Here is a 23,390-nt window from a genome sequence, read left to right as displayed (position 1 = left end):
CGCGCCCGCGGGTACCCGGTTCCTCTTCCCCACAGTTCCGGCATTGCACGATATTTGATGACATTGCCGGTTCTCCTCATGCGTAGGTGACGTCGAGCTCGCCCTCGGCGAGGTCGACCCGGACCACGCCCCCCTCGTACGCCTCCCCGGACAGCAGAGCGCGGCCGATGCGCGTCTCGACCTCCCTGGAGATGAACCGGCGCAGCGGGCGGGCGCCGTACACCGGGTCGTAGCCCCGCTCGGCGATGTACCTGAGCGCCGCCTCGGTGACGTCCAGCCGGATCCCCCGTTGTTCGAGACGGGTCCGCAGCTCGACGAACATCAGGCCGACGATGCGCTCGATCTCCTCCATGGTGAGCGGCTTGAAGATCACGATGTCGTCGACGCGGTTGAGGAACTCGGGACGGAAGTGCGCGCGCAGCTCGGCCATCACCCGCTGCTGCGCCTCCTGCTCGATCTCTCCGCTCGGTGTGACGCCGTCGAGGAGGTAGACGGAGCCGATGTTGGAGGTCATGATCAGGACCGTGTTGCGGAAGTCGACGGTCCTGCCCTGCGCGTCGGTGAGCCGCCCGTCGTCCAGCACCTGCAGCAGCGTGTTGAAGACATCCGCGTGCGCCTTCTCCACCTCGTCGAAGAGCACCACGGAGTACGGCTTGCGCCGCACGGCCTCGGTCAGCTGGCCGCCCTCCTCGTACCCCACGTAGCCGGGGGGCGCGCCGACGAGGCGGCTGACCGTGTGCCGCTCCTGGTACTCGCTCATGTCGATGCGGATCATGTTGTCCTCGGTGTCGAAGAGCGCCTCCGCGAGCGCCTTGGCCAGCTCGGTCTTGCCGACGCCCGTCGGTCCCAGGAAGATGAACGACCCGATCGGGCGGCGCGGGTCCTTGATGCCGGAACGGGCCCGGATGACGGCGTCGGCCACCAACCGCACCGCCTCGTCCTGGCCGATCACCCGCTCGTGCAGGACCTGGTCCAGCCGCAGCAGCTTCTCCCGCTCGCCCTCCTGCAGGCGGCTCACCGGGATGCCCGTCCACCGGGAAACGATCATCGAGATCTCGTCGTCGGTGACGACCTCGCGCAGCAGACGCGCCGTCCCCTGCTTGGCGAGCAGACGCTCCTCCTGCGCCTCCAGCCGCCGCTCCAGCTCGGGCAGCTTGCCGTGCCGCAGCTCCGCGGCACGGTTGAGGTCGTAGTCGCGTTCGGCCCGATCGGCTTCGGCGCGTACGTGTTCGATCTCCTCGCGCAGGCTCTGGACGGCGCGTAGCGCGTGCCGCTCGGCCTCCCACTGCGCCCGCATGGCGTCGGCCTCGGCGCGCACGTCGGCGAGCTCCGCGCGCAGTTCCTCCAGGCGGACCCCGCTCGCGAGGTCCTCCTCCTTGGCGAGCGCGGCCTCCTCGATCTCCAGGCGCATCACCCTGCGGGTGAGCTCGTCGAGCGCGGCGGGCATCGAGTCGATCTCCGTACGGAGCATCGCGCACGCCTCGTCCACCAGGTCGATGGCCTTGTCCGGCAGGAAACGGTCGGAGATGTAGCGGTGGCTCAGCACGACGGCGGCCACCAGCGCGCTGTCCTGGATCTTCACCCCGTGAAAGATCTCCAGGCGCTCGCGCAGGCCACGCAGGATGGAGACGGCGTCCTCGACCGAGGGCTCGTCGACCATCACCGGCTGGAACCGGCGCTCCAGTGCGGCGTCCTTCTCGACGTGCTTGCGGTACTCGCTGAGGGTCGTCGCCCCGATCATGTGCAGCTCGCCGCGGGCCAGCATGGGCTTGAGCATGTTGCCCGCGTCCATGGCGCCCTCGGCCGCTCCGGCGCCCACCACGGTGTGCATCTCGTCGACGAAGAGCAGGATCCGCCCCTCGGCGGCCTTGACCTCGTTGAGCACGGCCTTGAGGCGCTCCTCGAACTCGCCCCGGTACTTGGCCCCGGCCACCAGCGAGCCCATGTCGAGGCTGAAGACCGTCTTGCCCTTGAGTCCCTCCGGCACGTCCCCGTGGCTGATCCGCTGCGCGAGTCCCTCCACGATGGCGGTCTTGCCGACGCCGGGGTCACCGACCAGGACGGGGTTGTTCTTCGTCTTGCGGGACAGGATCTGGACGACCCGGCGGATCTCGGCGTCGCGCCCGATGACCGGGTCGAGCTTGCCCGACAGGGCATCGGCCACCAGGTCGCGCCCGTACTTCTCCAGCGCCTCGTACGCCACCTCGGGCATCGCGGAGGTCACCCGCTGGTTGCCGCGGATCGAGGTGAGCGCCTTGAGGAAGCCGTCCCTGGTCAGCCCCTGATCGTGCAGCAGTCTCCCGGCGGAGCTCGAGCTGCCCTCCTCAAGCAGGGCGATGAGCAGGTGCTCCACCGACACGTAATCGTCCTTGAGCCGGTCGGCCTCCCGTTTGGCCGTGTCCAGCAGGCGGGAGAGCCGCTGCGTCACGTAGACCTGGCCCGGCGCGGCGCCGGGACCGCTCACCTTGGGACGGCGGCCCAGCTCCGCCTCCAGATCGCCCCTGAGCCTGTCGGTGTCGACGTTCGCGTACGAGAGCAGGCGGGGTGTCAGCCCCTCCGGCTGGTCCAGCAACGCCAGCAGCAGGTGCTCGCCGTCCACCTCGGTGTGCCCGAAGCGCAGGGCCTTGGTCTGCGCGTCGTGCAGCGCCTCCTGCGACTTCTGGGTCAGCTGGTTCATGTCCACGGCGAGCCTCCGGTGAGTCGGGAACGCCCACGCTGGGCGGCCTCCAGCTGGGCGATGCGGTCCAGCAGATCCAGTACGAGGCCGAGCGCGGCATAGTTGATCGAGAACCCGGCCCGCAGCCGCCGGATCCGCGCCATGGTGAGCACTTCGGGAGGCGGGAACCACAGGTGCCCGGCGGAGTCGGTCCCGGCGTCGAGCAGGCCCAGCGCGACAAGACGCCGCACCAGATCGGGGTGGGTCCCCGTCGCCCTGGCGAACGTCTCCAGATCCAGGCGCTCGGGCCTGGTGAGCTGGTAGGTCCGCTCCACTCCGCCAGGCGCCCTCCGCGGGCGGGAGGCGGAGCCCCCGGCCGGGGCCGCCCCCGGCCCGGCAGGCCGCGCCCCCGGGTGGGGCGGCCTGCGCTCCGGGAAGGGGTGGGTCATCGCCGTCTCCTCGGATCGAACGTGGAGACGGCGGCGAGCTGCTCGAACAGCCGCCGCTCCTCCTCCGACAGCCGGGCCGGAACCATGATCCGCACCTCGGCGTACAGATCACCCGCCTTGTTCCGGGGACTGGGCATCCCCCGGCCGCGCAGCCGCAGCCGCTTGCCGCTGGAGGTGCCCGCCGGCACCTTGACCTTGGCCTCGCCCGCGGGGGTGTCGACCGCGACGGAGGCGCCGAGCGCCGCCTCCCACGGGGTGACCTGGAGCAGGACGTGGATGTCTCGCCCCTCGACCCGGTACCGGGGGTGCGGCGCGATCCTGACGATCAGGTAGAGGTCGCCCGCGGGTGCCCCGTCGCCGCCCCTTCCACCCTGCCCGGCCAGCCTGATGCGCTGCCCGTCGGAGACGCCCGCGGGAATCTCGATCTGCAGCCTGCGCGAGCCGACGGTGATCGAGCGGCGGCCGCCCCGGTAGGCCTCCTCGACGGTCAGCTCGATCTCGGCCTCCTGGTCGGCGCCGGGGATCGGCCCCCAGCCTCCACCGGCCCTGCCTCCCCGCGCTCCCCGTCCGGAGAACAGCCCTTCGAGAAGGTCGTCGAGGTCGATCCCCTCCCCGAAGCCGGCCTGCTCTCCGGCCCTGCCCCAGCCGGCACGGCCCGCCCCCGCCCCCGCACCGGCACGCGCACGGCGGCCTTGGGCGCGCGCCCACGTCTCGGGGTCCACGTCCTCGGGCACCTGGCGGAAGTTCGGCCCGAACGCGTCGTAGCGGCGCCGGGTCGCGGGGTCGGACAGCACGCTGTAGGCCTCGGAGACCTCCTTGAAGCGGTCCTCGGCGGCCGGGTCCTTGTTGACGTCGGGGTGGTTGACCCGTGCCAGCTTGCGGTAGGCGCGCTGGATCTCCTCCTGGCTCGCGCCCCTCTGCACTCCGAGGATCTCGTAGAAGTCGCGGTCGGGGGGCATCATTCCCCCTTGGCCACCACGACCAGCGCGGGCCGTAGCTGTTGCTCGCCGTCTCCGTAGCCGGGCCGCACCACCTGCAGGACCGTGCCGTCGGGCACGCCCTCCTGCGGGAGCACGGCCACCGCCTCGTGCCTGGCCGGGTCGAACGTGGCGCCGGCGTCGTCGCGGCGTGGGTAGCCGAGGCGGGAGAGTACCTCCTGCGCCTGGTCCCTGATCGCCCGCATCCCGTCGACGATGGAGGCGGGGTCGGTCTCCGCGTGCTCCAGCGCGCGGTCCAGGTTGTCCAGCACGGGCAGCCACTCGGCGGCGGCCCGTGCCCGCTCCTCCTCCCGCATCCGCCCGGTGTCCCTGCTGACGCGCTTGCGCAGGTTGTCGAGGTCGGCGAGGGCGCGCCGCCAGCGGTCCTGCAGATCGGTCACCAGGGCCTGGAGCTCCTCGACCCGGGCCTGGAGATCGGCCGGGGCGGCCCCTGCCTCCCCGCGCGCCTCCTGGGCATGCTGCTCTTGACCATGCGCCTCCTTGCCGCGCGTCCCTCGCGCATGGGCCTTCCTACCGTGTTCCTCCTGGCCGCCGTACCCGCCCTGGGCCCGCGGCTCCTGGCCACGCGGATCCGGCTCATGACCGGGGACGTGGCCGCCCTGCCCGGCTGCCTCACTCATCGGTCGTGAACTCCGCGTCGATGACGTCGTCGTCCCTGCCGCCACCCGCCTGGCCGCCCGGAGCCCCGGACGCGCCCTCCCCCGGGGCGCCCGGGCCGGAAGCACCGGAGGCCGACGCGCCGAGGCTGTGGTAGACCTGCTGGAGCTCGGCGGTGAGCGAGCGGACCCGGTCGAGCGGGGCCTCCTGCTTGATCGCCTCGCGGGCGTCGTTCACCAGCATCTCGCCCCGCGCCTTCTCATGGACGGGCACCGACTCACCCAGCTCGGCCAAGCGGTGCTCCACCTGGTAGGCGGCGCTGTCGAGCTCGTTGCGCGCGTCGATGACCTGCCGCATCCGCTGGTCCTCCTCGCGGTGCCGCTCGGCGTCGGCGACCATCCGCTCGACCTCGCCGGTGTCCAGGTTCGAGCTCTCACTGATCGTGATGCGCTGCTCGGCGCCGGTGTCCTTGTCCTTGGCGGAGACGTTCAGGATCCCGTTGGCGTCGATGTCGAAGGTCACATCGACCTGCGGCACGCCGCGCGGAGCGGGCCTGATGTTCTCCAGCCGGAACCGGCCGAGGGAACGGTTGTCGGCGGCGCGCTCGCGCTCGCCCTGCAGCACCGCGACGTCCACGGCGGTCTGGTTGTCCTCCGCGGTGCTGAACACCTCGGACCGGCGGGCCGGAATGGTGGTGTTGCGCTCGATGACCTTCGTCATGACCCCGCCGAGCGTCTCGATGCCGAGGGAGAGCGGCGTCACGTCCAGCAGCACGACGTCCTTCAGCTCGCCCTTGATGACGGCGGCCTGGACCGCCGCGCCCAGCGCCACGACCTCGTCGGGGTTGACCGTCATGTTCGGGTCCTTGCCACCCGTCATGCGGCGTACCAGGGTCTGCACCGCGGGCATCCTGGTCGAGCCGCCCACCAGGATCACCTCGTCGATGTCGTCGGCGGTGAGCTTGGCGTCGGCCATGGCCTGCTGGATGGGGGGCTTGCACCGTTCGAGCAGGTCGGCGGTGATCTCCTCGAAGGTAGAGCGCCGCAGCGTGGCGTTCAGGTGTTTGGGGCCCGAGGCGTCCGCCGTGATGAAGGGCAGGCTGACCTGCGTCTGGCTGACCGCCGACAGCTCGACCTTGGCCTTCTCCGCGGCCTCGAAGAGCCGCTGCAGGGCCTGGGGATCCTGGCGCAGGTCGATGCCGTTGTCCCGCTGGAACTCGTCGGCGAGGTGGTCGACGATGCGCCGGTCGAAGTCGTCACCGCCCAGATGGGTGTCGCCCGCGGTCGCCCGTACCTCGACGACGCCGTCGCCGATGGCGAGGATGCTGACGTCGAAGGTGCCGCCGCCCAGGTCGAAGACGAGCACGGTCTCGTTCTCCTTGCGGTCGAGGCCGTAGGCGAGAGCCGCCGCAGTCGGCTCGTTGACGATCCGCAGGACCTCCAGGCCGGCGATCTTCCCCGCGTCCTTGGTGGCCTGGCGCTGGGAGTCGTTGAAGTACGCGGGCACGGTGATGACCGCCTCGGTGATCTTCTCCCCCAGGAATTTCGAGGCGTCGTCCACCAGCTTGCGCAGCACGGCCGCGGCGATCTCCTCCGGCGCGTACAGCTTCTCGTGGATCTTGAAGCGGACGGCACCGTCCGGACCTGGGACGACGTCGAACGAGACGGCGTTCATCTCGCTGGTGACCTCGTCGTAGCGGCGGCCGATGAAGCGCTTGGCCGAGTAGATCGTTCCCTTGGGGTTCAGGATCGCCTGGCGGCGGGCAAGCTGCCCGACCAGGCGCTCACCGTTCTCGGTGAACGCCACGACCGACGGCGTCGTCCGCACCCCCTCGGCGTTGGGGATCACCGTGGGCTTGTCGCCCTCCATCGTGGCGATCACCGAGTTGGTGGTGCCGAGGTCGATTCCAACTGTTTTAGGCATGCTGATCTCCTGTGCGACATGACGGGAACGACACTCGCCGGACGGCATCGCCGCCCCGGTCCTCGGGCCTGGTCACTCCACGCCCCGGTGAGGCCGGTGATCCAGGTGGCGGGCACGGCACGGCGGTGCGGGCCCTGCTCAGGGAGCGCCGATCAGATCTGCTGTGGCATCTGCGGGGGCATGCCCACGTTGAGCAGCCTGCGCGCCTCAGCCGCGTACGGGGTCTCGACCAGCACCTCGTAGCGGTCGGCGACGATCGAGCTCGACGAAAGAAAATCACGCTTGCCCCCGGTGAGCGCGTGGCCGATCAGCCCGAAGATCGCGCCGGCCACGGCACCCCAGATCAGGCCCCACAGGACCAGGACGAAGGGGAAGCGGCCCGGAGTGAAGATCGCGAAGAACAGGCCGATCAGCAGGCCGAACCAGGCACCGGCACCGGCTCCCATCCACGCGGCGCGAAGGTAGGTCAGCCGCCCGAGCACCCTCTCGACGAGCCGGAGTCCGACTCCGACGATCAGGGTGTGCTCGACCGGGAACTTCTGGTCGGAGAGCTGGTCCACGGCACGCTGGGCCTCGGCGTAGGTGCCGAAACCCGCCACCGCCTCATGGGCCTTCAAGGTGACATCCGATGGCATGGCACTTCCCTTCAACGGGTACCCGCGAAGTGGATCCTTACCCGCTCACCGTGCCTCTGGGGACGGTGCCCCCACATCCCCAGATCTGACAGTCATCTCCTTCGTACCCCGCCCCGCCACCCTGTTGGCCACCCCGCCTCACCGTCGTCTCCGACCCCCACGCCGTTGCGGTCAGTCAGGTCCCAGACCGTGCCGGAAGGCGTACGTCACGGCCTGGGCGCGGTCGCGCAGTCCCGCCTTGGCGAAGAGGTTGTTGATGTGGGTCTTGACCGTCGCCTCGGAGACGAACAGCTCTCCGGCGATCTCCGCGTTCGAGCGGCCCGCCGCTATCAGTCGCAGCACCTCGCTCTCCCGGCGGGTGAGCCCGTCGGGCAGGTCCGGCGCGCGGCGGTTCACGGTCACCGCCTCGGCCAGCCGCCGCTGGATACCGGGGTCGAACTGGGCCTGCCCCTCGACCACGGTCGCGATGGCCGAGGCCAGGGACTCGGCGTCGGTGTCCTTGGTCAGATAGCCCCGCGCCCCGGCGCCCAGCGCGGCGAAGACCGACTCGTCGTCGGAGTACGTCGTCAGGACCACCACATGGACCTCCGGGTGAGCCTCCCTGATCCTGCGGGTCGCCTCCACCCCGTCCATGCGGGGCATCCGCAGGTCCATCAGGACCACGTCGGGCCTGAGCTCGCCGACGAGCCGGACCGCCTCCCCGCCGTCGGCCGCCGCGCCGGCGACCTCGATGCCGGGCAGCAGCCCCAGCAGCAGCACCAGCCCCTCGCGCACCACCGTCTGGTCGTCGGCCACCAGCACCCGCACGGTCACCTCGGCACCCCCGCGTCCCTCGAACCCGCTCGCGCTCCCCGGCACCTCTCCCGCCGAGGCGGGACCGGATCGCGGTCGCGCGCCGCCTCCCCCGCATCCGCCCCGGCACCGGCACCGGCGTGAGTCGTCCACGGCGCGGTGCCCGCCCCCGCGGCGGCGCCGCGCCGTGGGCGACTCACGCCGGGACCCGCAGGAGGACCCTGAAGCCCTCCGTACCCGGCCTCGCGGCCAGCGACCCGCCGATCAGCTCGGCCCGCTCGCGCATCCCCACCAGCCCGTATCCTCCTCCCAACGGCGCCAGCCGGCCCGGCCGGCCACCGGTGTCGCACACCTCCAGCTCACACCAGCCCTCGACGCGGCGCAGCGCCACCGAGACCGCGGCGCCCGGCGCGTGCTTGCGCACGTTCGTCAACGCCTCCTGAGCGGTCCTGGCCACCGCCAGCCGGGCTCCGGCCTTCAACGAGTCGAGGTTCCCGGTGACCGAGACCGTGCAGGACGCCCCGGTCACCGACCGGAACTCCACAGCCAGCCGCTCCAGCCGCTCGGCCAGCGGCAGTTCCTCGCCACGCAGCGCGTCGAGCGCCCGGCGGGTCTCCTCCAGCCCGGTCCGCGCCAGCCGCACCGCCCGCTCGACCCGGTCGAGCGCCGCCGCCGGATCGTCGCCCCGCTCCAGCAGCAGCCGCGCCCCCTCCAGATGGACGATCTGCGCCGACTGCGAGTGAGCCAGGATGTCGTGGACCTCCCTGGCCAGCCGCGCCCGCTCAGCGAGCACGGCCTCGCCCGCCCGCGCCTCGGCGAGTGCCGCTCCGTGCTCCCTGATCGTCTTCACATGCCGCAGCAGGAAGACGAAGACCGCGGAGTAGGCGAGCCCGGCGGTGTTGCCCCAGACAGACCCGGAAGGGATGCCCAGGGCGAAGGAGAGCGCCGTCACGCCGACGAGGTCGGCCGTGACCAGCGTCGCCCCCGGCCAGAAACGAGTCTTGAACGGTGCGACGAAGACGACGACGTACAGGAATCCCATCCCGCTGTAGAGGCTGATCGCGTGCAGGGCGAGCCCCCCGGCCAGGGTGAAAGCGAGCAGCGGGACGTTGCGCCGGAGGTCTTCACCGCACAGCGCCCACAGGCAACAGCCCACGGTGAGGGCGCCGATCGGGATCACCGCGAACAGCCCGGACGGTCCCACCTCGACGGCGGCGGACACCGGGCCGAAGAGCAGGTATCCCACCAGCAGGACGGCGAGAAGCCTGCGCACGGGCGGGCTGCGGAGGATGGCCACGACGACAAGCTACCGGTGCCCGCCGGAAAGGGACCATGGACCTCAGGGTGGAGATGCCTCCACCCGACCGCACGACGGTCCCCTCCCGGGTGGAGGTTGCCGGCTCCACCTCCGGAACCATGCGCCAACACCTGCCGGCAGGTCATCGTCGAGGCCATGTCAGCAATCAGCGTCACTCATCTCGGGAAGTCGTTCGGCGAGGTACGCGCCGTGGACGATCTGTCCTTCACCGTGGAGCGAGGAACGCTCACGGCCTTTCTCGGCCCCAACGGGGCGGGCAAGACCACCACCCTGCGCATGATCCTCGGCCTGGTCGCGCCCACCGGCGGCACCGCCACGATCGGCGGCACGGCCTACCGTGACCTGGACCGGCCCGCCGCCACGGTCGGCGCGGTACTGGAGTCGACGGCCTTCCACCCCGGGCTGAGCGCCCGCGCGCACCTGGAGGCGCTCCGCCTCGCCGCGGGACTGGATCCCGCGTACGTGGCGCACGCGCTGGAGCAGGTCGACCTCACCGCCGCGGCCGACCGCAGGGTGCGGGGCTTCTCCCTGGGCATGCGCCAGCGGCTCGCCCTGGCCTCCGCCCTGCTGGGAGACCCGGAGATCCTCATCCTCGACGAGCCCGCCAATGGCCTGGACCCGGCGGGCATGCGCTGGCTGCGGGGTTTCCTGCGGGCCTACACCCACCAGGGCCGCACGGTCCTGGTCTCCACACACGTGCTCGCCGAGATCCGACAGATCGCCGACCACGTGATCATCCTCACCGCGGGCCGCCTCGCCTGGCAGGGCCCGCTGACCCCACAGACCGACCTGGAGGAGCTGTACGTGAAGGTGACCGGATGAGCCGCCTGATCCGCGCCGAGCTGTTCAAGGCCCGCGCGAGCCGCGTCACCTGGATCCTCGTCGCCCTGGCGCCCCCGCTGTGCGTGCTCTGGGCGGGGCTGATGGTCGCACTGGCGGAGCCGGGCGGCGCGACGGCGCCGCAGATCGAGAACGTCTACAACATGGCCCAGCAGTCCTATGTCTTCGCCCTGATCCTCGGTGTCCTGGGCATGGCCGGGGAGAACCGCCACCAGACGATCACCTGGCAGTTCCTGGTCACCCCTCGGCGGGAGCGGGTGGTGGGGGCGAAGCTGGCCGCGTACGGGATCGTCGGGCTGCTCGTCGGCGCCGTGTCGGCGCTGGTCACGCTGGCGGCGGGCCTGGTCATGCTCGGCCTGGCCGGTCATCCCGTGTGGACCCCCCGGGTGCCGGTGGTACTGCTCGGCTCGGTGCTCAGCGTCGTCCTGTACGGCCTGCTCGGAGTGGGCCTCGGAGCTCTGGTCCGCAACCAGGTCGCGGCGGTGGCGGTGGCGCTGGTCTGGTTCATGTACGCCGACTACCTGCTCACCATGCTCCTGCCCGGCCTGGGCCGGTGGCTGCCGACCGGGGCGGCCCGCGCCCTGGGCGGCATGAACATGCAGGGCGGTGAGCTGCTGCCCGCCTGGGGGGGCGGGCTGCTGTTCGCCGGCTATGTCGTGGTGCTCGTGCTCGCCGCCCGCGCGCTGACGCTCCGCCGCGACATCACCTGACCTCGCCGCACACCGACACCGACACGGGCACTGACACCGGCGCGGGGGCGGGCGTCACGACATGACATCGCGGACGGCGGCGTGGGCCGCGTCACGCATCATGCCGTGCAGCGTCGCGTTGGACTCCCGCTCCGTCCGCACCTCGACGATGCGCAGCCCCTCACCGCGCAGCGCCTTCACCAGCTGGCCCGGCTCGTTCACGAAGGTGTACGGCGTGCCGGTGGCGGCTGCCACGTAGCCCAGGTCCACCCCGTGCGCGGTGCCGAAGATCCGCTCGAAGGGGTCGCGGAGCGTGGCCTGGGGAAGCAGCGAGAAGATCCCGCCGCCGTCGTTGTTCACCACGACCAGACAGAGGTCGGGACGGGGCTCGCGAGGGCTGAGGAGCAGCCCGTTCTGGTCGTGCAGGAAGGTCAGATCGCCCATCAGGGCGTAGGAGGGACCGTTGTGGGCGAGGGCCGCGCCCATCGCGGCCGACACCACGCCGTCGATTCCCGCCGCTCCCCGGTTGGCCAGGATCCGCAGTCCCCGCCGGGAGCGCATCGCCTGGTCGAGGTCGCGGATCGGCATGGAGGAGCCGGAGAACAGCAGGGACCCGTTGGGCAGCGCGTCCACCAGGTCGCGGGCCAGGCGTGGCTCGCTGAGCCCGGTCCCGTCCAGCACGTCGTCGATCGCGGTCCTGGCCGCCGTCTCGGCGCGGCGCCAGGAGTGCAGCCACGTGTCGTCGCCCGCCGGGATCGGGATCTCCACCACCTGGGCGGCCTGGGTGGCCGAGCGGGTCGGGTCGGGCCAGCGGGTCATGTCGGCGGCGACCACGATGTGCTCGTCCGCGTGCCTCAGCCAGTTGAGCAGCGGCCGTGACAGCCCGGGACGGCCCAGGGTGACCACCACGTCCGGCCGGTGCCGGTCGGCGAACTCCGGGGTGCCCAGGAGGAAGTGGTAGGTGGACATCGCGTGGTCGCCGTAGCGGGCGCCGCCGTTGGGCTCCGACAGGACGGGCCACCCGGCCATGCCCGCCGCCGCCACGTATCGGCGCACGTTGGTCGCGCCGTCGCCGACGACGAGCACGCCCCGCCGGGTCGGCGGCAGGTGCAGCGCCACCGACGGGGAGCCCACCCTGGCACGGATCCACGGCCCTGGCGCGTCGCTCTCCAGGGACTCGCACCAGGAGAGGTCGCCGTCAGGGATCAGTGGTTCCCGGAAGGCCACGTTGAGGTGGACCGGGCCCGGGTCGTACGGGCCCAGCGCGCGCTGGTAGGCGCGGCAGGCCAGCGACCGCCAGTAGGCGACCTGCCCCGGCCGTTCCTCGGGCACGCCGACCTCGCTGAACCAGCGGACGGCCGTGCCGTACAGCTTGATCTGGTCGACGGTCTGGCTCGCGCCGGTGTCGCGCAGCTCGGGCGGGCGGTCGGCGGTGAGCACCAGCAGCGGCACCCCCGATTCGTGCGCCTCGATGACGGCCGGATGGAAGTTGGCCGCCGCGGTGCCGGAGGTGCAGATCAGGACGACCGGCCGCTCACTGCGGCGGGCCAGCCCCACCGCGAGGAAGGAGGCCGAGCGCTCGTCCACCCGCACGTGCAGCCGGATGCGGCTGTCGGCGTGCACGGCCAGGGCGAGCGGCGCCGAGCGCGACCCCGGCGCGAGCACCACGTCCGTGACACCGCAGCGGGCGAGCTCGTCGACCAGCACGGTCGCGAGCGCGGTCGCGGGATTCACCGCATCGCCTCCTTAACTCCGCACCCCGGGGGGGTAGGTCCATCCCGAGGCGCGCGAAACCGGCCTCGCCTACGCGGGACGGTGCGCCTCGGGACCGAACCCGTTCAGATCTTCGCTGCCCCTAGGGGCGGCGCGGGAACCTGCCGAAGTCGGGGGCGCGCTTCTCCTTGAACGCGTCGCGGCCCTCCTGTGCCTCCTCGCTCATGTAGTAGAGCAGGGTGGCGTCGCCGGCGAACTGCTGCATCCCGGCGGCACCGTCGGTCACCGCGTTCAGCGCGCCCTTGAGCATGCGCAGTGCCAGCGGCGACTTCTCCAGCATCTCCCTGGCCCATCTGACCGTCTCGGCCTCGAGCTCGGCGAGCGGAACGACCGCGTTGACCAGGCCCCAGTTCAGGGCGGTCTGCGCGTCGTACTGGCGGCAGAGGTACCAGATCTCGCGGGCCCGCTTCAGGCCCACGGTCTCGGCCAGCAGCCAGGAGCCGTAGCCGCCGTCGAAGGAACCGACCTTGGGACCGGTCTGGCCGAAGACCGCGTTGTCGGCGGCGATGGACAGGTCGCAGCACACGTGCAGCACGTGGCCGCCGCCGATGGCGTAACCGGCGATCATCGCGATGACCGGCTTGGGGCAGCGGCGGATCTGGACCTGCAGGTCCAGAACGTTGAGCCTGCCCACGTGCGGAGTGGACTTGTCGACGTAGCCGTCGTCACCGCGGATCTTCTGGTCACCGCCGGAGCAGAAGGCCCTGTCGCCCGCACCGGTGAAGATGATCACACCGACCTCGGAGTCCTCCTGAGCGGCGTTGAAGGCCTCCTTGAGCTCGAAGAGCGTGGTCGGACGGAACGCGTTGTGCCGCTCCGGACGGTTGATCGTGATCTTGGCGATGCCCTCGCCGGTCTCGTAGACGATGTCCTCGTACTGGCCGGACCTCTTCCAGTCGACCGCACCGTCCCGCTCGGGAGTCGTCTCCGCCGCCACCTGCTCGTTCGCGCCCGGCTCGACTCTCTCCGTGCCCACGATTGCTTCGCCCCCTCCGCTGTGCCGGGGCCGTCCCCGGCCGTTGTCCGGCTTTCGGCACTAACCTTACGACTGTGATGACCATTCCTGTGCACGAGGAGTGGCTTTCCGTGCAACGAGAACTGCATGCCGTGGTGTCCGCGGCGGGTCCGGAGCTGTTCCGGGCCGTCGGCTCGGCACTGGACGGCCAGGGCCCGGCCATCCTGCCCCTCTCCCCCTCCCTGCCCGCCCCCGCACTGCGGGCGACGCTGGAGGCGCTGCGCCCGACCCACGTCGACGGGGTCCGCCGCGAGGACGGCGTCGGCGTGCCCGCCGAGGTGGCGGTGGTCATCGCCACCAGCGGTTCGACCGGCACTCCGAAGGGCGTGCAACTGTCGGCCGAGGCGCTGAGGGCTTCGGCGTCGGCCTCGCTGCGGCGCCTGGGCGCGGAGGCGAGCGAGCGCTGGCTCTGCTGCCTGCCCCCCTCCCACGTGTCCGGCCTGCAGGTTCTGGTCAGGTCGCTACTGGGCGGGACCGAGCCGATCACGCACGAGGGGTTCTCCCCCGAGGCGGTGCTCGCCAGCGGTGCGGACCATGTCTCGCTGGTGCCCACCCAGCTGCGCCGCCTGCTCCACGCGGATCTGTCGGTGTTCAAGACGATCCTGCTCGGCGGTGCCGCCGCTCCCCCCGACCTGCTCGACGCGGCCCGCGCGGCCGGCGCACGGGTGGTCACCACGTACGGCATGAGCGAGACCTGCGGCGGGTGCGTCTACGACGGCGAGCCCCTCGACGGGGTGGGCGTCGGCATCGGCGGCGACGGCCGGATCCGCCTGAGCGGGCCGGTGCTGTTCTCCGGCTACCGGCTCCAACGCGGCCTCACCGAGGCCGTGCGCGACGGTGACTGGTTCCTCACCTCGGATCTGGGCACCCTGGACGACGGGCGGCTGCGCGTGCTGGGGCGGGCCGACGACGTCATCAACACCGGGGGCGAGAAGGTCGTCGCCGCGGCGGTGGCCGCCGCGGTGGCCGAGCATCCCGCGATCATCGACGCCGCCGTGGTCGGCCGCCCCGATCCCGAGTGGGGCGAGCGGGTGGTGGCCTTCGTCGTTTCGCAGGCCCCGCCGTCCCTGGCCGAGTTGCGCGCCTTCACCAAGGAGCGGCTACCTGCCTACGCGGCCCCCGCCGAGCTGATCGTAATGACCGAAATACCGCTTTTGGCCAACGGCAAGCCGGACCTGGAAACTCTCCGTTATGGTCGTGGCCGGGAACCGTGAAGACGCTGTCACACGTCCAAGGGATAGCCGAAGCAGGAGGACAATCTCGATGAACGTCACCCGGAAGACATGGGTCTCGGCTGGAATCGTGAGCCTGGTCCTGGCCGGTGGCATCTCCGTCACGGCGGCCGCCGCGGCGGGAGGCATCGGGAAGACCGGGAGAACATCGGGCGAGCCGGTGCCGGTCGCTCCGCACGACCCCGCCCCGTCCTCGCCCTGGGGCGGCCCGCCCTCGCAGGTGCCGTCGCCGACGGCACCGCCCCCGTCCTCGGAGGGCTATGTGATCTCCGAGAAGGTCAACCCGGATCCGGAGAAGGTCGTCGGCTACTGGACGGAGCACCGCATGGAGGAGGCCGAACCCTTCCCGATGCCCATGGTCGAGGGCCCTCTGGACGTGATCGAGGATTCCTCGGACGTGACCGAATAGGGCCGTACCAGGCACTTATACGCGGGTGGATCGCCGAGAGGACGGTCCACCCATCATATTTTCCGAGTCAAGTCGGGAACAGAAAGTTCTTGGCTGTGGTTATTGGTACTGGTGCGCCGAGCGGCCCCAGACCGCCCCACCCGACGACTGAAAACCGTAATCAGACGACTCCGTGATGGAGGAGGTGTCCTCATGCCCCCGACCGCCGTGGCGGCCTCATCTGAAGCCCCGACGACCCTCGAACAGCTCATTGACCGAGGGCGAGTTCAGGGCCACCTTTCACTCGCGGAGCTGCGTCACGCCTTCGCCGAGGCGGGCATCAGCCCCACCGAGGGCAGGGCGATCCTGCGAGAGCTCACCGAGGCCGGCGTCAGCCTGGCCGCCGAGAACGAGCCCGTGCTCTCCCCTGCCACCGCCAAGGCGGCGAAGACCACCACCCGCAAGAGCACCGCCCGCAAGGCGAAGCCCGCACCCGCGAAGAAGGCGTCGGCCAAGACCGAGGCCGTGGCCAAGGCCAAGGGCAAGGACGCCGCGGCGGAGGCGGACGACGAGTGGAACCCCCCGGAGGAGCCGGAGGCCGAGACGGAGACCGAGTCGACCTTTGACCTGGACGACCACTCCTCCGTGATGGGCGACTCCGTGCACACCTATCTGAAGTCGATCGGCCGTCGCACTCTGCTCACCGCCGCCCAGGAGGTCGAGCTGGCCAAGCGCATCGAGGCCGGCCTGTACGCCGAGTCCAAGCTGGAGGCCGAGCCGGGCCTGTCCGCGGTCATGCGCGACGACCTGGAGTGGATCGCCGAGGACGGCCGCCGGGCCAAGGACCACATGCTGGAGGCCAACCTCCGCCTGGTCGTCTCCGTGGCGAAGAAGTACACGGACCGGGGCATGGCCCTGCTCGACGTGGTCCAGGAGGGCAACCTCGGCCTGATCCGCGCGGTGGAGAAGTTCGACTACACCAAGGGCTACAAGTTCTCCACCTACGCCATGTGGTGGATCCGCCAGGCCATCCAGCGCGGCTTCGCCGACTCGGCCCGCACCATCAGGCTGCCGGTGCACGTGCTGGAGATGCTCTCCAAGCTGTCGCGCATCGAGCGCGACATGCACCAGCGCCTGGGCCGCGAGCCCACGCCGGACGAGCTTGCCGTGGAGCTGGACAAGACTCCCGACCAGATCGAGGAGCTGCTGCGCACCAGCCGCCAGCCGATCAGCCTCAACGCCACCATCGGCGAGGACGGCGAGACCACCATCGGTGACCTCATCGAGGACATCGACTCGCCCGAGGCCTCGGAGGTCGTCGACCGCCAGCTGCTGGGCGAGCAGTTGCGCGGTGTGCTCGGCAACCTCTCCCCACGGGAAGCCAAGATCATGGCCTTGCGCTTCGGTCTCATCGACGGTAAGCCCCACACTCTCGACGAGATCGGCAAGCACCTCGGCCTGACCCGCGAGCGCATCCGCCAGCTGGAGAAGGAGTCGCTCTCCAAGCTCCGCCACCCCAGCAACACACGCCCGCTGCTCGACTGGGCCAGCTGACCCGCCTCGAAGGGCGCCCCCGCGAGACCTCCCGGTCCGTGAGGGCGCCCTTCGCCGTCTCCCGGACCGCCGCGAGGGCCCTCGCGGCCCCGAGGGCCGCACGGGGCCGCGAAGGGTCCGGCGCTCAGCCGCCCATCGCGCTGACAAGGCTCCTGGGGCGCATGTCGGTCCAGGAGCCTTCGACGTAGGCCAGGCACCCGGCGCGGGAGTCCTCACCGTGGGCGACCTCCCAGCCCCCGGGGACGTCGGCGAACGCGGGCCACAGCGAGTGCTGCCCCTCCGCGTTCACCAGCACCAGGAACGGCGCGCTCTCGTCGTCGAACGGATTGGTCATCGAATACCTCCAGCGGGAACATCCCGGGCAGCTGGCCCGGAGATCGGAATCGTGTGCCCCTCTCAGGGAGGGGAGGTGAGCGACGCGCACGGAGGTCACCTGCCGGATGGACACGTGACGACCGTCGCTCCCCTCCCGGATCCAGGCATCCGGGGGCGCGGATGAAGGATCACTCGGCACTCTCGGAGGAAGACCTGGCCACGGCGCCGAACGAGTGACCGGAGAGACCCCTGAGACAGGTTTTAATTAGGCAAGCCTCACCTAAGATTCCCCTTATTGACGCCGACGTCAAGAGGCATATCATCATGACCAGATCACCTTCCACGCCCACCTGACCCACCCCTGACACGCAGTGCAAGTGAGGTAAGGCTAACCTAAACGTTTTAGTGAGGTGTATGTGACCAACAGGCAAGACCATCCCGGCCTCCCCGGGGCGGTGGCCCTTGTCACGGGCGCCGCGGGAGGCATCGGAGCCGCCGTCGCGACGGCTCTCGCCCGTGCCGGGATGATCGTGGCCGGAGTCGATGTGCGCGACGAGCCCTGGGAGAACCGGCCAGAGCCGATCGCCCGCCACCTGGCCGACGTCAGGGACCCCGGCCAGGTTGACGCCGTCGTCAGCAGGGTCGAGAACGAACTGGGACCGATCGGCGTCCTGGTCAACGTCGCGGGCGTGCTGCGTACCGGCGCGGTGACCGATCTGAGCACCGATGACTGGGAGCACGTGTTCGCGGTGAACGCCGGCGGGGTCTTCCACGCCGTCCGCGCCGTGACCCGCCGCATGATCCCCCGCGGTCGCGGGACGGTCGTCACCGTGGCCTCCAACGCCGCGGGCGTGCCGCGCGTCGGCATGGCGGCATACGCGGCCTCCAAGGCCGCCGCGGTCATGTTCACTCGATGCGCCGGACTGGAACTCGCCCGCCACGGCATCCGCTGCAACGTGGTCTCGCCCGGATCGACGGACACCGCGATGCAGGCGGGACTCGACCCCCGCAGCGTGCTTGAGGGAGATCCGTCCTCCTACCGCGTGGGCATTCCGCTGGGCCGGCTGGCCGATCCCTCGGACATCGCCGAGGCGGTGCTGTTCCTCGCCTCGGACCGTGCCCGGCACATCACCATGCAAGACCTGTACGTGGACGGCGGCGCCACGCTCCGGGCATGAAATCCCCCGAAAGGTCAGCTTTGACTATCGCATACGAGGCGGTCAGCGCCACCGAGCTTCTCGACGAGTACCGGCCAGGCTCCTCATCGATCTTCTCCTCTCCCCGGCACACCCTCCTCGCCGGAGGCGTCGCCGCCGTGCTGCCCCCCGTACGCACCCTGCGGGAACTGGCCCAGAGCGTACGCGGGCACGGCGACCTGATCCTCGGTGCGGTCCCGTTCGACGACCCCGCCTCGGCGCACCTGGTCACTCCCCTGCGCACCCGCTGGGCCGACCCCTTCCTGCCCGGCGAGCCGCCACGCAGGGAGAGCACGCGGCCATGGCGGATCACCCCCGTCCCCACACCCGCGGGCCACCTGGAGGGCGTCCGGCGGGTGCTGGAACTGCTCCGCACCGGATCGGTGGAGAAGGTGGTGCTGGCCAGGTCCCTGGAGCTGACGAGGCCCGAGCCCGCCGACGTCGCCTCGATGGTCCGGCGCCTGGCGGTGCGCGATCCGCACGGCCACGTCTTCGCCATCGACCTGCCGGGCGGACGGACCCTGGTGGGCGCCAGCCCGGAACTACTGGTCTCCAGGGACGGTCCCGCCGTCGTCGCCAACCCGCTGGCCGGCTCGGCCGCGCGCAGCGCCGACCCCGCCGAGGACCGCCGCCGTGCGGCGGCACTTCTCTGCTCGGCCAAGGACCAGCATGAACACGCGGTCGTGGTCCAGGCCGTGGCCGCCGCGCTCGCCCCACACTGCCGGGCACTGAGCGTCCCGTCCGAGCCGTCACTGATCTGCACCTCGACCATGTGGCACCTGTCCAGCAGGATCACCGGCCGGCTCGCCGACCCCCGGACCACCGCGCTCGACCTGGCCGTCGCCCTGCACCCGACCCCCGCGGTCTGCGGCACCCCCACCGCCGCGGCGCGCGCCGCGATCATCGGTATCGAACCCTTCGACCGGGGCTTCTACAGCGGCATGGTCGGCTGGTGCGACACCTCGGGCAACGGCGAGTGGGCGGTGGCGATCCGCTGCGCCGAGGTGACCGGCGCGGGCATCCGGCTGTTCGCCGGCGGCGGGATCGTGGCGGGCTCGGTCCCCGAAGAGGAACTGGCCGAAACCTCCGCCAAGTTCCGCACCCTCCTGCACGCCCTCGGCCTGGACCTGGATGCCGACCCCCGCCCCGGAGAGAGACCGGAGACGTGACGGGGTCGACCGGGCCGCCCGGCGCCGGTCATCCGGCCGCGCCGAAGACCCTCCTTCCGCGGCGGGACCGGCCGCAGGCGAGATCCCCGACCGGCTCCCGCTCGCGAAGACCCAGCCGAACCACCACCGCCAAGGCCCACAGGACGTACTCACGCCCCCGGCGACCCCCCGTACACGCCGGGACGCCGAGCACAAGGTAAGAAGGAGAGGCAGCCGTGGCCATACCAACCATCACCCCCTATCCGATGCCCCGTGAGGACGAGATGCCGGTCAACCGCGTCTCCTGGACACCGGACGCCCGCCGGGCGGTGCTGCTCGTCCACGACATGCAGAACTACTTCGTCAACGCGTTCGCGCCGGGAACCTCGCCGATCGTGGAGCTGGTCTCGGCGATCATCGGTCTCCGCGAGACGGCCTGGCAGCTCGGTGTCCCGGTGGTGTACTCGGCCCAGCCGGGCGGACAGACCTCGGCACAGCGTGGCCTGCTGGAGGACTTCTGGGGAGCAGGAGTGGGTGCCGACCCCGGCGCCCAGGAGATCGTCACCGCGCTCGCCCCAGGTCCGGCCGACATCCGGCTCACCAAATGGCGCTACAGCGCCTTCCACCGCACCCCGCTCCGTGACCTGCTCGCCGAGCAGGGCCGCGACCAGCTCATCGTCACCGGTATCTACGCCCATATCGGCTGCCTGATGACGGCCTGCGATGCCTTCATGGGGGACGTGGAGGTGTTCTTCGTCGCCGACGGGGTGGCCGACTTCTCCGCCGAACACCACAGGATGGCCCAGACCTACGCGGCCGAGCGGTGCGCGGCGGTCCTGGCCGCCGTTCACGTCCGGCGGCTGCTCACCGCCTCCGCCGCGCACGCCGCCCGCTGAGCCCGGCTCAGCGGGCGGCGGCGACCGGGCGCGGGACCCGGGGGATGCCGGTCAGCCGGTTCTGCTCGCGCAGGGTGCGCAGGCGGTCCACCTCGGCGGTCCACTCGGCGCCCCGGGGGGTGGCCTTGCCCTTGCGGCGGCGGATCCGGTCGTCGTACGACTTGATGCCGAACGTCGCGCGCTGGTTGGCCTCGGCCGCGCGCAGGGCCTCGGTCAGCGCCCTGTCGAAGGCCAGCCCGGCGGCTCGCAGTTCCGGCACGGGAGCCAGATCGGCCTGCGCCCGGCGCAGGTCGGCCTCGGCCGCGCGCGCCTTCTCCAGAAGCTCGGGGAAGCCCTTCCCGACCTCCTGGTCAGCGTGGTAGCGAACCTCCGCCTCCCGGCTCACGCTCGGTCGGAAAAACGCCATCTTCTGCCCTCTCTCACCGGTCGCCGGGTCGCCTCCGGCAGGTCACCGGTCGTAGCCTACGCCGTTCATCCCCACCTCACGTACTCGGGATCAGCCGTACCGGGAGCCGGCTCGCGGTACCGGGCGTGCGCGGAACGGTGGTGAGCGGAGCGGATCGATCTGCCCGGCGCGCCCTCCTTTACGCAGTAAGGTCACCGGTGACAGGATGCCCCCATGCCTGCCAAGCGACCACCCGTCCCGCTCTCCAGGGAGCGCATCATCGACGCCGCCCTCCACATCGCCGACGGCCAGGGGCTCCGGCGCCTGACCATGCGACGGCTGGGCGACGCGCTCCAGGTGGAGGCGATGGCCATCTACCACCACCTGCCCCGCGGCAAGGACGCCCTCATGGACGCGCTGGCCGAGCATGTCACCACGGTCCACGTCGAGCCCGGCGAGAGCTGGCAGGAGAGCGCGAGGGCCTGGTGCCGGGCGAGCCGCGCCGCGCTCAGGGAGCACCCGGGGGTGCTGGCGCTGGCCCTGACCAAGCCCCCGAGGGGCCGGGCCGCGATCGCGATCAGGGAGCAGACCGACCAGCTGGCCGACGCGGGGCTGACCGACGCGGCCGGAGCGGTGCGGGCGCTGAGGGCCTACGTCTTCGGCGCGGTGGCGGTGGAGGTGCAGCAGTCGGGCTGGGCCGAGCCCTCCGGCGACGAGAACGAGCCCTGGCGCCCCCCTTCGCGGGGAGGCGGCAGCCCCGGGGCGGACGCCGATTTCGAGTACGGGCTGGACGCACTCCTGGCCGGCCTGGGCGCGCGGTAACCAGTAGGACGCGGAGGCCCACATCGACGCACGTCAGGAAGTTGTAACCGATCGTTTACCTGACTCGCGGCGTGTCGCGCTTGGCCGAATATCCTTATATGAGGCATGCTGTGTTATAGGTCACATCCCCTGATAAAGCCCTGACGGACTGGCCCTCTAGCAGTTCGTAAACAGTCCTAACGGGCTATGTCGCCGAGGTGCGATCGATCGCACACTTGATCTGCTTGATGTGCGAGCCTCGCTCTATCAGGGCTCGCATGGCCATATGTCAACATTCAGATGCTCGTCCCCCGTCATGCGTGGGAACGGAGACCCATCGGTGACGGTGCCCGCCGGATGTCCGATGCCCATCCCGTCCCGGCGTGACCCGGGCGAGCCGACACGAGAGATCCGGAGGCACGCCGATGTGCCCGCACGAGCCGTCCTGTCCGCCCGCTGAGGCGCTGGACCGCGAAGCCGCCCGCACCATGGCGGCCCACCCCGAGCAGGGCTGGAGCCTGCTCTGCAACGGTGTGGTGCTGTTCGAAGACACCGGCGAGCTCCTCCCCGACGGCGCCGTCATCGAGCCACACCGGCCACTGGCCGGCGTCGCCTGACGGCACTCACGCCGAACTCACACGGGCTCACACGGGCCCGGCCGCATCCTCGCGTCGAGCCATTCGGCGACCACCTCGCCCACCCTGGCGGGGTCCTTCCCGAGGTCGTGGCCCTGTCCCGGCAGCACGACCAGGCGCGCGGCATCCGCCGCTTCGGGCACGCCGAACGGATCGCGGTCTCCGTTCACCACCAGCACATCCACACCCGCCGCGCGCAGCTCCCCGGCGCGTGACCGCTCCGGTTTGCCCGGCGGGTGCAGCGGGAAGGCCAGCGCGACGACCACGCGGGCCTCGACCCGCCGGGCCGTACGGCAGGCGACCCTGGCCCCGTTGCTCCTCCCGCCCTGCGCGAGTGGCAGCCCCGGGTAGCGCTCGCGCAGGACGGCCACCAGCGTCTCCCACGCCTCGTCCTGTCTGGCCGCCGAGCCCGGCGCGCGGGCACCGCGCATCCGGAACGGCTGGAGCACCCGCGCGACGGTCCCGCCGGCCGCCGTCACGGCGTCCCGCACCGCCAGCAGGTCGGGGGCGTCCACTCCCCCGGCCGAGCCGTGGGTGAGCACCAGCAGGAAGCGCGGGGAGGCCACCTCGTCGATCTCCACCAGGGCCGGGCCGTGCGGAGTCGCGATCTCCAGGGGCGGGACGGTACCCGGGCGGGACATGGGCTCGGAGACGGACACGGATCTCGTCCTAACGACTGATGCCTGACGGCCGGTGAAGGAGAACAATCGAAGGGTGCAGGACTACCAAGATATCCGCCAGGACATGCGGGCCACTCTCGAGGCCCGCCGTGATCTCGGGCCGGAGTATGAGACCGCCCTCATCGAGTCGTTCGTGTCGCGCCTGGACGTGACCATCACCCAGCGGGTGCGGGCCGAGATGCACGCCGCCGGGGTAGGCGGGACACCGCCGCGCAAGGCCGGGAACTCCTCGATCCCGATCGCGCTCGCCTCGATGGGCATGGGCATCCCGCTGACCGCCATCGCGGCGTCCGAGGCGGGCAGCGCCGGGTTGCTGCTGGCCTGGGGCGGCATCATCGCGATCAACGTCGCCCACGCCCTGAGCCGCCGGCGGGAGCGCGACTGACCGTTCCGGGCCCCGGAAGGAGCGGCGCGGGTTCCCAGAGCGACCGGCGTCCCGCCGGGTGCGCTCCGGTCACACCGGACACCGCCCCCG

Annotated in this window: 24 protein-coding genes; 11 read left to right on the top strand and 13 right to left on the bottom strand. The window is 71.3% G+C overall.

The window, feature by feature from the left end:
- Positions 1-76: 76 nt before the first annotated feature.
- The 8 genes from clpB to ACWD3H_RS33105 form a co-directional block, all read right to left on the bottom strand.
- A complete protein-coding gene (clpB, locus tag ACWD3H_RS33140) occupies positions 77-2,677 on the bottom strand; it encodes an ATP-dependent chaperone ClpB (protein ID WP_451957774.1) in 2,601 nt (866 codons plus the stop codon).
- Entirely contained in the window at positions 2,674-3,105 is a 432-nt protein-coding gene (locus tag ACWD3H_RS33135) for a chaperone modulator CbpM (protein WP_451957773.1), read from the bottom strand. The genes clpB and ACWD3H_RS33135 overlap by 4 nt, the downstream gene beginning before the upstream one ends.
- The gene (locus ACWD3H_RS33130; RefSeq protein WP_451957772.1) at positions 3,102-4,067 is read right to left on the bottom strand and encodes a DnaJ C-terminal domain-containing protein; all 966 of its coding nucleotides are present in this window, start codon (positions 4,065-4,067) and stop codon (positions 3,102-3,104) included. The genes ACWD3H_RS33135 and ACWD3H_RS33130 overlap by 4 nt, the downstream gene beginning before the upstream one ends.
- A complete protein-coding gene (locus ACWD3H_RS33125; protein ID WP_451957771.1) occupies positions 4,064-4,723 on the bottom strand; it encodes a nucleotide exchange factor GrpE in 660 nt (219 codons plus the stop codon). Before ACWD3H_RS33125 ends, ACWD3H_RS33130 begins: the two co-directional genes overlap by 4 nt.
- Positions 4,716-6,623: a molecular chaperone DnaK gene (dnaK, locus tag ACWD3H_RS33120; protein WP_350966017.1), complete on the bottom strand. Its 1,908-nt coding sequence runs from the start codon at positions 6,621-6,623 to the stop codon at positions 4,716-4,718. The genes ACWD3H_RS33125 and dnaK overlap by 8 nt, the downstream gene beginning before the upstream one ends.
- Positions 6,624-6,775: 152 nt before the next feature.
- Positions 6,776-7,258 (bottom strand): general stress protein, encoded by a 483-nt coding sequence (locus ACWD3H_RS33115; protein WP_355567978.1) that lies wholly within the window; start codon positions 7,256-7,258, stop codon positions 6,776-6,778.
- 171 nt (positions 7,259-7,429) lie between these two features.
- Entirely contained in the window at positions 7,430-8,116 is a 687-nt protein-coding gene (locus ACWD3H_RS33110; RefSeq protein WP_451957770.1) for a response regulator, read from the bottom strand.
- Between the two features lie 130 nt (positions 8,117-8,246).
- Positions 8,247-9,347 (bottom strand): sensor histidine kinase, encoded by a 1,101-nt coding sequence (locus ACWD3H_RS33105; protein WP_451957769.1) that lies wholly within the window; start codon positions 9,345-9,347, stop codon positions 8,247-8,249.
- A gap of 156 nt (positions 9,348-9,503) precedes the next feature.
- Between ACWD3H_RS33105 and ACWD3H_RS33100 the strand changes: the two genes are divergently transcribed.
- Together ACWD3H_RS33100 and ACWD3H_RS33095 are read left to right on the top strand one after the other, a co-directional pair.
- Positions 9,504-10,190: an ABC transporter ATP-binding protein gene (locus tag ACWD3H_RS33100; RefSeq protein ID WP_451957768.1), complete on the top strand. Its 687-nt coding sequence runs from the start codon at positions 9,504-9,506 to the stop codon at positions 10,188-10,190.
- The gene (locus ACWD3H_RS33095; RefSeq protein ID WP_451957767.1) at positions 10,187-10,918 is read left to right on the top strand and encodes an ABC transporter permease; all 732 of its coding nucleotides are present in this window, start codon (positions 10,187-10,189) and stop codon (positions 10,916-10,918) included. Before ACWD3H_RS33100 ends, ACWD3H_RS33095 begins: the two co-directional genes overlap by 4 nt.
- Before the next feature lie 54 nt (positions 10,919-10,972).
- Here the strand turns inward: ACWD3H_RS33095 and menD are convergent, their stop codons facing one another.
- Both menD and menB read right to left on the bottom strand, forming a co-directional pair.
- The gene (gene menD / locus ACWD3H_RS33090) at positions 10,973-12,631 is read right to left on the bottom strand and encodes a 2-succinyl-5-enolpyruvyl-6-hydroxy-3-cyclohexene-1-carboxylic-acid synthase (RefSeq protein WP_451957766.1); all 1,659 of its coding nucleotides are present in this window, start codon (positions 12,629-12,631) and stop codon (positions 10,973-10,975) included.
- A 121-nt stretch (positions 12,632-12,752) separates the two neighbouring features.
- Entirely contained in the window at positions 12,753-13,607 is an 855-nt protein-coding gene (gene menB / locus ACWD3H_RS33085) for a 1,4-dihydroxy-2-naphthoyl-CoA synthase (protein WP_343978451.1), read from the bottom strand.
- Positions 13,608-13,723: 116 nt separating this feature from the next.
- On the opposite strand from menB, the gene ACWD3H_RS33080 reads away from it, so the two are divergent.
- The 3 genes from ACWD3H_RS33080 (at position 13,724) to ACWD3H_RS33070 (ending at position 16,859) form a co-directional block, all read left to right on the top strand.
- Entirely contained in the window at positions 13,724-14,899 is a 1,176-nt protein-coding gene (locus ACWD3H_RS33080; RefSeq protein ID WP_451957765.1) for an AMP-binding protein, read from the top strand.
- Positions 14,900-14,948: 49 nt separating this feature from the next.
- Positions 14,949-15,326, top strand: a complete 378-nt coding sequence (locus tag ACWD3H_RS33075; protein ID WP_355568670.1) for a hypothetical protein — start codon at positions 14,949-14,951, stop codon at positions 15,324-15,326.
- 192 nt (positions 15,327-15,518) lie between these two features.
- Complete coding sequence (locus ACWD3H_RS33070) at positions 15,519-16,859, top strand: RNA polymerase sigma factor (RefSeq protein WP_451957764.1); 1,341 nt, start codon at positions 15,519-15,521, stop codon at positions 16,857-16,859.
- A gap of 124 nt (positions 16,860-16,983) precedes the next feature.
- Here the strand turns inward: ACWD3H_RS33070 and ACWD3H_RS33065 are convergent, their stop codons facing one another.
- Positions 16,984-17,193, bottom strand: coding sequence for an MbtH family protein (locus ACWD3H_RS33065; protein ID WP_350960138.1), 210 nt, complete (start codon positions 17,191-17,193; stop codon positions 16,984-16,986).
- A gap of 391 nt (positions 17,194-17,584) precedes the next feature.
- Between ACWD3H_RS33065 and ACWD3H_RS33060 the strand changes: the two genes are divergently transcribed.
- The 3 genes from ACWD3H_RS33060 (at position 17,585) to ACWD3H_RS33050 (ending at position 20,414) form a co-directional block, all read left to right on the top strand.
- Positions 17,585-18,352 (top strand): 2,3-dihydro-2,3-dihydroxybenzoate dehydrogenase, encoded by a 768-nt coding sequence (locus tag ACWD3H_RS33060; protein WP_451957763.1) that lies wholly within the window; start codon positions 17,585-17,587, stop codon positions 18,350-18,352.
- A gap of 20 nt (positions 18,353-18,372) precedes the next feature.
- Entirely contained in the window at positions 18,373-19,539 is a 1,167-nt protein-coding gene (locus tag ACWD3H_RS33055) for an isochorismate synthase (RefSeq protein ID WP_451957762.1), read from the top strand.
- A gap of 215 nt (positions 19,540-19,754) precedes the next feature.
- Complete coding sequence (locus ACWD3H_RS33050; protein ID WP_350929022.1) at positions 19,755-20,414, top strand: isochorismatase family protein; 660 nt, start codon at positions 19,755-19,757, stop codon at positions 20,412-20,414.
- 7 nt (positions 20,415-20,421) lie between these two features.
- On the opposite strand, the gene ACWD3H_RS33045 is transcribed toward ACWD3H_RS33050, so the two are convergent.
- Positions 20,422-20,820, bottom strand: coding sequence for a hypothetical protein (locus tag ACWD3H_RS33045; RefSeq protein WP_451957761.1), 399 nt, complete (start codon positions 20,818-20,820; stop codon positions 20,422-20,424).
- 213 nt (positions 20,821-21,033) lie between these two features.
- Between ACWD3H_RS33045 and ACWD3H_RS33040 the strand changes: the two genes are divergently transcribed.
- Positions 21,034-21,621 carry a TetR/AcrR family transcriptional regulator C-terminal domain-containing protein gene (locus ACWD3H_RS33040; protein WP_451957760.1) on the top strand — a complete coding sequence of 196 codons (588 nt, stop codon included), beginning with the start codon at positions 21,034-21,036 and terminating at the stop codon, positions 21,619-21,621.
- Between the two features lie 404 nt (positions 21,622-22,025).
- Positions 22,026-22,217, top strand: a complete 192-nt coding sequence (locus ACWD3H_RS33035) for a DUF5999 family protein (RefSeq protein WP_030915037.1) — start codon at positions 22,026-22,028, stop codon at positions 22,215-22,217.
- Between the two features lie 17 nt (positions 22,218-22,234).
- Here the strand turns inward: ACWD3H_RS33035 and ACWD3H_RS33030 are convergent, their stop codons facing one another.
- Positions 22,235-22,876, bottom strand: a complete 642-nt coding sequence (locus ACWD3H_RS33030) for an alpha/beta hydrolase family protein (protein WP_355562707.1) — start codon at positions 22,874-22,876, stop codon at positions 22,235-22,237.
- Positions 22,877-22,979: 103 nt separating this feature from the next.
- On the opposite strand from ACWD3H_RS33030, the gene ACWD3H_RS33025 reads away from it, so the two are divergent.
- On the top strand, positions 22,980-23,300 hold the full coding sequence (locus ACWD3H_RS33025) for a hypothetical protein (RefSeq protein ID WP_451957759.1): 321 nt from the start codon (positions 22,980-22,982) through the stop codon (positions 23,298-23,300).
- Positions 23,301-23,390 lie beyond the last annotated feature (90 nt).

The organism is Streptosporangium sp. NPDC002607, from assembly GCF_053592655.1.
This window is presented reverse-complemented; position numbering and strand designations above follow the sequence as displayed.